General features: G+C 61.7%; 2 protein-coding genes. Both read right to left on the reverse strand.

Going from position 1 to position 9,624, the window contains the following annotated elements:
* Nucleotides 1–51 precede the first annotated feature (51 nt).
* Nucleotides 52–300 carry a hypothetical protein gene (locus tag WCL58_RS19610; RefSeq protein ID WP_336851506.1) on the reverse strand — a complete coding sequence of 83 codons (249 nt, stop codon included), beginning with the start codon at nt 298–300 and terminating at the stop codon, nt 52–54.
* Nucleotides 287–9,624: hemagglutinin repeat-containing protein (locus tag WCL58_RS19615; protein WP_443005206.1), on the reverse strand; the 9,338-nt coding region annotated here is incomplete at its 5' end. The genes WCL58_RS19615 and WCL58_RS19610, both read right to left, overlap by 14 nt.

A 9,624-nucleotide genomic window follows, 5' to 3' on the forward strand; every position in this document is an offset into this window, starting at 1 on the left:
AATCCAATCCTAGTCAATGCTAGGATTGGGGGGTTACCCCTTCGACATGGATTACGTTTGTTTACGTGCTTTCATCCAAGCCATAAACCAGATGCCTATTCCCAGAGGAAGTCCACCACTTAGACCATACCTTAATGAATTTAAAACCTCCTCCTCCCAATGGAAGTAAAACCTTCCATCTTGAAAATAAAAAACAATCGCTATACTAAGGCTGACTAAAAAAACAGTCAAAAAAATGACCAAAAACCAATAAACACATAGTAAAAATAAATTAATTAAACCTGTCTTATTTACTTTCATTGGCTTTTTTCCTTGCATCTAACTGGTCTGTTACCTTTCCGCCAACAACTTCTGAAGTTATAGAGCCGACAACTGCACCACCAATTTCTGATGATATATTCTCAGTAACCTTACCGGCTCCAGATCCTATAGCCGAACCAACCCCAGCCCCAATCATCGCATTGGTCGGATCTTCACCTTTGATCGTACTGCCAACATAAGCACCACCAACACTGACACCGCCTGTCAGCAACGGGCCTTTACCTTGCGATAATGCCCCTGTCCCTATTGCAAGTAGTGCATCGGTGTAGCTGAAGGGTTTGTCACCATTCACCGTGAGTTGCGTACTGACATTCGCTGCACCGCCAATAGCCCCTCCCGTTGCGGCCGCTCCTACACCGACGGCTGACCCCGTGCCCATTGTCGCTGCTGTGCTCATCAATAGCGCCCATTTCTTCACAAGCTCGGTAGCCGGCTGTGGTGCCCCTGTTCCCAGACCTTTTGCCAGGTCGCTCTGCGCCTGCGTTACCTCTTCCGGCGTGGCACCATGCTCCGTCATAAACTTGCTCAGTGTCGAAGTGGCCCGCCCTGCATCCATTAGCCCGTTCGGCAAGCTCAGATGGTTATTCTCCACCGCATTCTTGCCTGCCAGACCTCCAGTCACCGCTCCCGCAGTATCCCCCGTCGCCAGCCCGCCTGCAAGCCCTGCGGCCAGCTGGCTCAGTGCACTCACCTGCTGTTTCTCGCTTTCGCTCAGCTGCTCTGCCGTCTTGCCCGGGAACAGCTGCCCGGCAATGTAGCGCGCCGCCAGTTCACCGCCGCCCGCGCCCAGTCCTCCTGCCGCGGCCGACTGGTTGTTCAGCTGCGCCGTCACGGCGCCCAGCACTGCATGCGCCATTGCGTTGGCGGCAACGTCTACTTCACCGGTCAGCGGATTGGTGGTCAGTTTCTTGATTTCCGTCGCCAGGTACGGCGAAGCACCGCTCGCCAGCGCGCCCGCCAGGTTATTGCCCGCCAGCGCCGTCAGCGCGCCCGTTACCGCCTGCGCCGCCTTCTGCAGGTCGCTGCCAGTGCCGTATTGCCGCATCGCGTTGTTATACGCCTGCTGCATCACCGCCGCATCGTTTGTCGGTTTGCCGCTCTTCTCAAGCTGCTCCCTGGCCTGCGCCAGCGCCGCCGGGTCTTTCTGCGCCTTCAGCCCGGCGATATCGCCCTGCGTGCGGATGACGTCCATCGCCTGGCCGCCAATCTCCCCAATCAACTGCGCCTGTTTGAGCCGGTTCTGCTCCTTCTCCTTGTTGAATATCGGGCTGATGCTGCCGTCGTTGGCATGCTCGGTATCCCGGTTCAGTTGCGCCACATCCTGCTGCTGTTTGTCTTTGTCGCGAACTATCAGCGTCCCCTCACTGACGCCGGCCTTCGTCGTGCCCTCGGCATGCCCGCTGTTGTTGGCACCCGACAGCATGCCGCCGGCCATGTTGGTCAACAGGTCACCGCCCACCGGCCCGCCGGTGCTGAGTGAACCGCCGCTGTGCGTCGCGCTGTAGTCCGCCTGGTTGTGGATGTCCGTCCAGCCCAGCGTGCCGGTATCGAGACGGTTTTTCTCCTTGTCAGCTTGGCTTGCAATCACAGCGCCGTCGAGCTGGGTATGGTCTTTGACCGTGACGTCATACCCACCCTTGCCCGCAAACAGCCCGGTCTGCTCTTTCACCGAGTCGAAGTTGCTGTGCAGTTTGTCCTTGCTGGCGCTTACGTTGGCTGAGCCGGTCATCGAGCCGAAGGTGAAACTGCCACCCGCGCTGACATTTTGCTGTTTGGCATCATAGCGGTCGCTGTCCTGCTGGCTTTGCAGTGTCAGGTCACGGCCCACGTCGACGGTAACCTTTTCGCCGCTGGCCTGCGCGCCGGTAAGCGTGGTGTCGCGGCCGCTGGTCACCTTGAGATTACTGCCCGCATCCAGGGTGGTTTCGGTATGGGTCAGGCCGTTGCCGTTCTCATGCCCCTTGCCCGCATTGACGCCGGCCGAGACGCTGATGCCATACCCGCCCGAACCGGCGCCGATACCGACGCCAACGTTGCCGCCTTTGCTGCTGTTCTTGCCGACGGTGCTTTCGCTGTTCTGCGCCGACTGCAGGGTAATGTCCCGCGCAGCATCGAGCGACAGGTCTTTGCCCGCCTTCAACTGGCTACCGGTGATGGTGATATCGCCGCTTTGCGCATTGTGGTTCTTGCCGGTCGCCGTTATTGACAGGTTTTGCCCGGCGGTGAGCGTGCTGCCCTGTGACTGTCGGATGTCGGTGCGGGTTTCGCTTTTCGACGACTGACTGCCGTAGGAGGCGCTGATGCCCACTGTGTTGGTGGCACCTTGCGCCGCACCTTCGTCTCCCGGTTGTAAACCGGCAGCGGCGTTTTTCGCCTCCGCCGAGGCGGTTAGCGCATTATCCCGCTCCCAGGCCTGTGCGGCCTGCACGCCGGACAGCGCGGCTTTGGTATTTTGCAGCGCGTTCAGGCGTCCGTCGCCTTCTTTTCGTGCCTGTTGCGCCGAGCTGACGGCGGTGTTGAGCGCGCCGCCCACGGTGCCCGACAATGCCACGCTCAGGCCGCTCTGCTTCTGCTCGAAGGTTTCTTTGCGCGTGCGCTGATCGTAGCCGGGGTCGATAGTCACGCTGTCGCCGGTCAACGCCAGGTCCTTGCCCGCCACCAGGTCGGCGCCGCCAATGTGCAATTGGTTGCCCGCCGTGATGTTGACACTGCCCTGGCTGCTGCCGACGGTGCTGACGCTTTGGCTCTGGGTCGTGGCTTTCTCGTCGACTTCGTGTTTGCTCGACTGTTTGCCAATCGTGAAACCGATGCCGCCGCTTCCCAGCAGGCCGCTCTTTTTCTTCTCTTCCAGCAGGTAATGCGTGTCGGTCTCGGTGGCCGCACCGATATCGATATTACGGCCGGCCTGCAGGTTCACGTCCCGATCAGCGGCAATGGCCGAGCCGGTGACCGTCAGATCGTTGCCTGCGCTGACACTGACGCTGTTACCACTCAGCAGTGTACCGTTCTCGCGCGTGGTTCGGTCGTCGGTCACAGTGTGGCTGCTGCTCTTGTTCAGGAAGCCTTTTTTCTCGGAACGTTCCTCGCTGTAGCGCGACTCGCGTTCGGTGGCCGTATTGAGGGTGACATCCTTTTTCGCCTGCAGGGCGATGGCGCCCTGGTCACTGTGCAGGGTACTGCCGGTGACCGTGACATCGCCCTCACGCCCGATAACCGTGATGCCCTGCTGACCGCTGAAGGTGCTGCCGGTGCTGATGTCGCGCTCAGTTTGCTCTTCGCGATGGCTTTTGGTTTTGCCCTCGCGTTTGTTTTCGCTGTCCAGATCTTGCGTGCGGCTGCGCGCGTCTTTAATAGTCACGTCCTGTGCACTGACGCCTATGCGACCCGCTTTGCTGTCAACCTGCGCGCCTTCCGCCAGCAGTTGGTTGCCCGCCACCAGGGTGACGCCCTGGTCGCCGCCGAGCGTGCTTAATGTCAGACGCTCTTCCTGGCGGTCGTTGCTGACCGAGGAAGTACGGCTGTTAGCATCCAGGTGCGTGGTGTTGGTGGTCGTCTCGGCCCGGATGTTGATATCATTACCGGCCTGCACGCGGGTGCTGCCGCCGGCCTTGGCCTGGCTGCCCGCGAACGTAACGTCCCGGCCGGCCGAAAGATTAAGGTTGCCGCCGGCGTTAAGTTCACTCCCCTTAGCCTGCTGCCATTCGCCGCTGACGTGCGCCATCCGGGAGCCTGCTGTTTCCGTGCCGCCGCGGGTACGGTTGCCCATAGAGCCCGAGATAACCTCAAGGTCGGCGGTATGGCGGCTTTGCGCGGCGGTGATGGTCAGGTCGTTACGCGCGCTCAGGTTGAGCGTATCGGTCGCATCAAGCTTCGCCCCCGTGAGCGTGATATCCGTGCCGCGCAGGCGAATGTCGCCGGCGCTTAGGGTTGCCTGACGCAGCGCATCCTGCAGGTTGGTGCTCAGGGCCAGACTGTCGGCCTGCACGTCAATGCTGCCGGCCTTGATGTTGCCGCCCTGGTGCAGGAACTGCCCGGCGTCGACCGTCAGGGCTTTGTCGGCAAACAGGTTGCCGGCATTGTTGATGCTGTTTGCCGAGAGTTGCAGGTCGCCGCCGCCAATCACCGCGCCATCGCCGGTCAGGCGCAGTGTAGTCTGTGCCAGGTACACCTTCGGTACCCACACCGTTTGCGGGCCGCCTTCCGTTTGCACTGTCTCGCTCACCAGCCAGACGATATCCTGTTGCAGCGCCGCAATCTGCTCCGGCGTCAGGGCCACGCCCGGCACCAGATGGAAGTCCCGGGCGACTTTGCTGCCGTTGTTCATCAGCTGCTGATACTGTTCCATCGCATCCCAGCCCTTGACGGAGGGTTTGCCGGTGAGTTTCAGCACCTGCTCGCGCACCAGGCGCTGCTCGTAAAAGCCGTCGCCCAGGCGCTTATGAGCCTGCGTGGGGTCATACCCGACGCGCTCCAGCATGTAGTCGCTGCTGATAAAGTTGTCGCGACGGGTAAAGCGTTCATCGGTCACCACCAGGAACGGGCTGCCGGTCGCCGTATGTTGACTAAACAAGCCGTTATTGGGGATGGCGGTGGCCACATTGCCCAGATGCTGCAGTTGCGTCAGCGCCAGCTCCGCCGGCAACAGCGGCCGGCCCAGCGGCGAGGACGGCGTGGCGTCCGGCCTGGTCATTTGCTCGCCCGGCGCAAGCGCGGTGTCGCCATCCTGGTTGCCGGCGCCTGCTACCGTGAAGGCCAGCGGATTGCGCTCAAGTTCGGCGCGTTCGGCATCCACCGCCTTCAACGCCGCATCCAGTTGACTGATTTGCGCCTGATTGACCGTGGTATTGGTGATGCGGGCGCCGTTAATGGTGACGGTGCCGTTGCCGGTGATCACGCCGTCAACGGTGGCCAGTGCCGTGGTCTCATCATGGTTGAACGTCGGATACCAGTGCGATTCGGCCCTGTCGTAGTGATCGACAATGAACTCTTGTCTCCGCTCATTGACCGAGTAACCCCGGTTGTCCACGCTGCCACCGCCGTCCTGGGTCAGGTTGCCGTTGGCCGTAATGATGCTGGCGTCATTGAGCAGCGCACCGGTGATGCGCAGTACCATATTGCCGCCGGCCAGAATACGCGCACCGATACCTTCAGAGACCAGCCTGTCACGCGTCACCGTGCCGGTCGCGGTTCGTTCGCGCAGGTTGTTGTAATCGGTGACGAACGGCGCGGTAGCGATATCGATATGCTTCTCAGGGTCCCAGGTCATCACCTGCGTCCAGTCGTGTTCCCAGTGGAAGCCGTTTTGATAAGGCGTCGGGATGGTCGCCAGCTGATTTCCCCCACGCGTTTCATAGAACGTCATGGCATAGCTGCCGTCGGCATTCGGCTTGAGCGCCAGGTAATTGACCCACAGGTCGGTCAGTTGGCCAGTGTTGTCTTTGACCCGCACCTGCGCGCGCTTGCCTGCCGCATCAATGGCCAGCAGGGTGCCGTAGCGGTTGGTTTGCGCCGCCGCGTCATCCTGGAAGGCCAACTGTTGGGTAATCGGGGCCATAGTACTGACATCTGGATTGACATCTTCACCGTAGGAGCGCCAGTAATAGTTGTAGCGGTGCCATTTGTAATCGCTCTTCTCGGCGTCACGCTCAATCACCAGCCCTTCGCGCAGGTTGTCCAGGCGGCGGGCTTCGACGGTGGCGTCACCGTCCGCTTCGATAAAGCTCGCCCGGTTTTCAATCAGGTCGTCGCTGTGCAACTGCAGGTGGTCGGCGCTGTAAATCAGTGCGCCATCCCGGTTGGTCAGGCGCTCACCGGCCTGCAATGTCAGGCTTTGGGTCGCTGCCATCACCGCAGGCTGACCATGGTTGTCGATGACACGCCCGCGCACGGTGATAGCATCCCCCATCAGCGCTGCGGCGTTGTCCAGGGTATCGACGTTCAGCGTCATGCTGTCCGCTTCAATACGCCCGGTGTTTTGCAACGCCCCGGTCGTCAGTTGTAACGTCTTGCCTACCAGAGACGCCGGATTAGTGATACTGGCCGCATTGAGCACCAGATTGCCCGGCAGCAGCCAGTCCGCCAGGTTGGTAAAGGCGCCGCTCAGGGAGAACGTCACCGTGCCGTTACTGCTGACGGTGTCACCGGCCTGGCGGGTGTAGTCCTGCTGCGCGGACAGCGTCAGCGCCTGCAGCCCCAGCAGGGTACCGTTCTGGTTATCCAGAGTACGCGTATTCGCTGTCAGTGCGCCGGCGCTCTCCACGCGGCCGCCCTGGTTAAGTAGCGCCAGCGGCGAGTCGGTACGGGAGAGGGCAGCGTTGATATCGAGATTGCCGTCGGCCAGGATCCGCCCCTGGCGGTTGTCCAGCTGCGTGACACCCGCGAGGGTCATCTGGCCGCTGCTCTGCAGGCGGCCTGCGGTATTGTCGATATCACGGGCGGTGATGTCGGTACGCGTGGTGCCCAGTATCAGCCCGCCGTCGCGGTTGTTCAGGCGATCTGCCCGCACATCAAGCGCTGACTGGCTGCTTATCGTGCCCTGACCACTGTTGTCGAGTGCTTCGGCCTTGAGCGTCAGGCCCTGAGTCGACACCAGTTGCCCGCCCTGATTGTTCACCTGCGTGCCGTCGAACGTGAGCGCCTCACCGCTGTGCACTTTGCCGTGCTGATTGTTAAGCTGGTCGAGTCGGTAGATACCCGAGCCCTGACTGATGAGCGTGCCGCCGGCGTTGTCCAGCTGCTTTGATGTCACCGTGATGCCGCCGCGGCTGCTGAAGACGCCGCGCGTATTACTGATACCGGCCGCCGACACCTGCTGGCCGCCATTGCTGCGCACCGCACCGTCGGTATTTTCCAGCAAGCCAAGAATGCGCAGTGTCACCTGTTGCTGGCCGTCTATCGTCCCGCCGGCGTTATTCAGTGCTTGTGCGTCAAGTTGAAGCGCCTCACCACTTTGCACTTTCCCATCGCGGTTGTTCAGCGCGTCGCTTAACGTAAGGCGCTGTTGTTTCTGGCTGTAGAGCAGCCCGCCCTGCGTATTGTCGAGTGCACGGGCGGCGATACGCAGCCCCTCGCCAGCCAGCCACTGACCACCGGCGTTATTGATGGCGCCGGCGTGTTCGCCGTCTTTGGCACCCGTAACAGCAAGCTGCCCCAGCGCCGAGACCTTACCGTTGCGATTATCGATATCCTGTTTGATGCGCAGCGCCAGGTCGTGTGCCGACTGCAGTACACCTTTGGTGTTACCCAGCCAGTCAGCCGCAAGCTGTACGGCCTGCAGACTCTGCACACTGCCTTCCGTATTGTCAAAACTGCCGCTGATCGCCTGCCAGCTGCCCTGGCTGCCCATCCAGCCCTGGGTGTTGAAAATGTCCTGCGCCTGCAGTACCTGAGACGATTGACTAAAAATCCGCCCCTGGCCGTTATTCAGCTTGCCGGTGAACTGCATGTCCAGACTGTCCAGCGCGTTGATGGTGCCCTGGGTATTCAACAAACTGGCGGCACGCACCTCGGTGCGTCCCTTACCGGTAAACGTGCCGCCCTGATTGTCCCAGCCGCCGGTCAGGTTCAGGGAAAGTGCCTGCCCGCTGAGTACCACACCGGCGGTGCGGTTGGTCAACTGGCCACCCTGCAGAGACAGGCCGCCGCCGCTTTGCAGTGATCCACCATCGTTGTCAAACAGGCTGGCAACACCGCCGTTAACGGCGAGGGCCTGCTGCGCAGTAAGTTTACCGGTGCGATTGAGGATATTGCCTGCGGCGTCAAGTGTCAGGTCACCGCCGGACTGTAGTCGCCCGCCGGTATTGTCGAGCGACTGCGCGCTGGCGGTGACCTGCCGGCCACCTTGTGCGGTGCCGCCCTGGTTGTCCCAATTGCCATCGGTCTTGACGGCGAGTGTCTTGCCGCCTTCAAGCCAGCCGGCGGCGTTGTTCAGCCCTCGCTTCGCCGTCAGGTTCGCATCCTGCCTGGCGACCACCTTACCCTGAGCGTTATCGAGGCGCTGCGCCGCCAGTGTGAGTGACTCGCCGCTGATTTCGCCCTCGCGGTTCACCAACTCAGCCGCACTGTTCAACACCAGTTGTTGCCCACCCAGCAGTTTGCCGGCCTCGTTGCGCACGCCCCCTGCCGCTATGTGAGTTTGCCCGCTTCCCGATATCGTGCCACGGCGGTTATTCAGCTCACCGTCGGTCCGAACGGTCAACGCCTGGCCGGCACCCAGCAGCCCTTGCGTATTGTCCAACCCCTGGCGGGCATGCAGGTCAAGCCGCGCTTGGCCAATCACCTTGCCCTGCGTGTTGTCGAGACGGTCAGACTTCACCGTCAGCACCGCGGCGCTGATTTCGCCGCCACGGTTACTGGCATTACCCGAGGTCGTCAGGGTTGATGCCTGGCCGGACAGCAGCTTGCCACCGTCGTTGTTGAGGGTCGTTGCCGTTGCCGTGACGGCCGTTTCGCCTTGCGCCGTGCCGCCACGGTTGTCCCAGTCGCCGGTATGGATATCCAGTGCCTTGCCGGCGCCCATCAGGCCGCGTTGGTTATCCAGGCGGCTGGCCGTCAGGTCGAGATTGCCCTGGCCGATGATCTGCCCCTGCGCGTTATCCAGCCGTTGTACCGCCAGACGCACGTCATCGCCACTCAGGGTGCCGGACGCGTTATTCAGCTCGCTGCCCGCCTCAAGCGTCAGGCCGTTCCCGGCCAGTAGGTTGCCCCCGGCATTATTCACCGCGCCATCAGCATGGAGCGTGAAGCTCGCCTGGGTTTTTACCGTGCCGCGCTGATTATCGAGGCGGCCGGCGTCGAGGCGAAGAGCTCCGTTGCTGCCCATCGTGCCACCGCCATTGTCGAGCAGGCCACCCACTCGCCAGTGCTGCGCCGTGCGCCCCAGCGCCACCAGGCGACCACGCTGATTGACCAGCCGGCCGGCCGAAAGCAGAAGGCTCTGCGTCTCGATGGTGCCGTCACTGTTATCCAGTGCGCCTGCCAGGGTGAAACGGCTTTCACCGTCACCGGTCTGTGACCAGGTCGCCTGTTGGTTGAACAGGTTGTCGGCATCCACCGTCCAGCGCCCGGCCTTGACTTTGGCCTGCTGCGCCTCCACATGTCCCTTCGTGCTCACGGCCAGCTCACCGCTGTCAACGGTGGACTGGCGCAAGGCCACGCCGCCGTCACGTGCCGTCAGCGCGGTACGACCGGTCGCAACCTGTGCGCCGCTGATATCCACCCGGCGCCCGGACGCGTTGACGCTCTTCTTGGCAAGCAGACTGCCACTGGCGCGGATATCGCCCTGGCTATCGAGCTGCAGGTTGG

Origin of the sequence: Serratia sp. TMDUHS_CL, assembly GCF_037137105.1 — a bacterium.
Lineage (GTDB): Bacteria > Pseudomonadota > Gammaproteobacteria > Enterobacterales > Enterobacteriaceae > Serratia > Serratia nevei.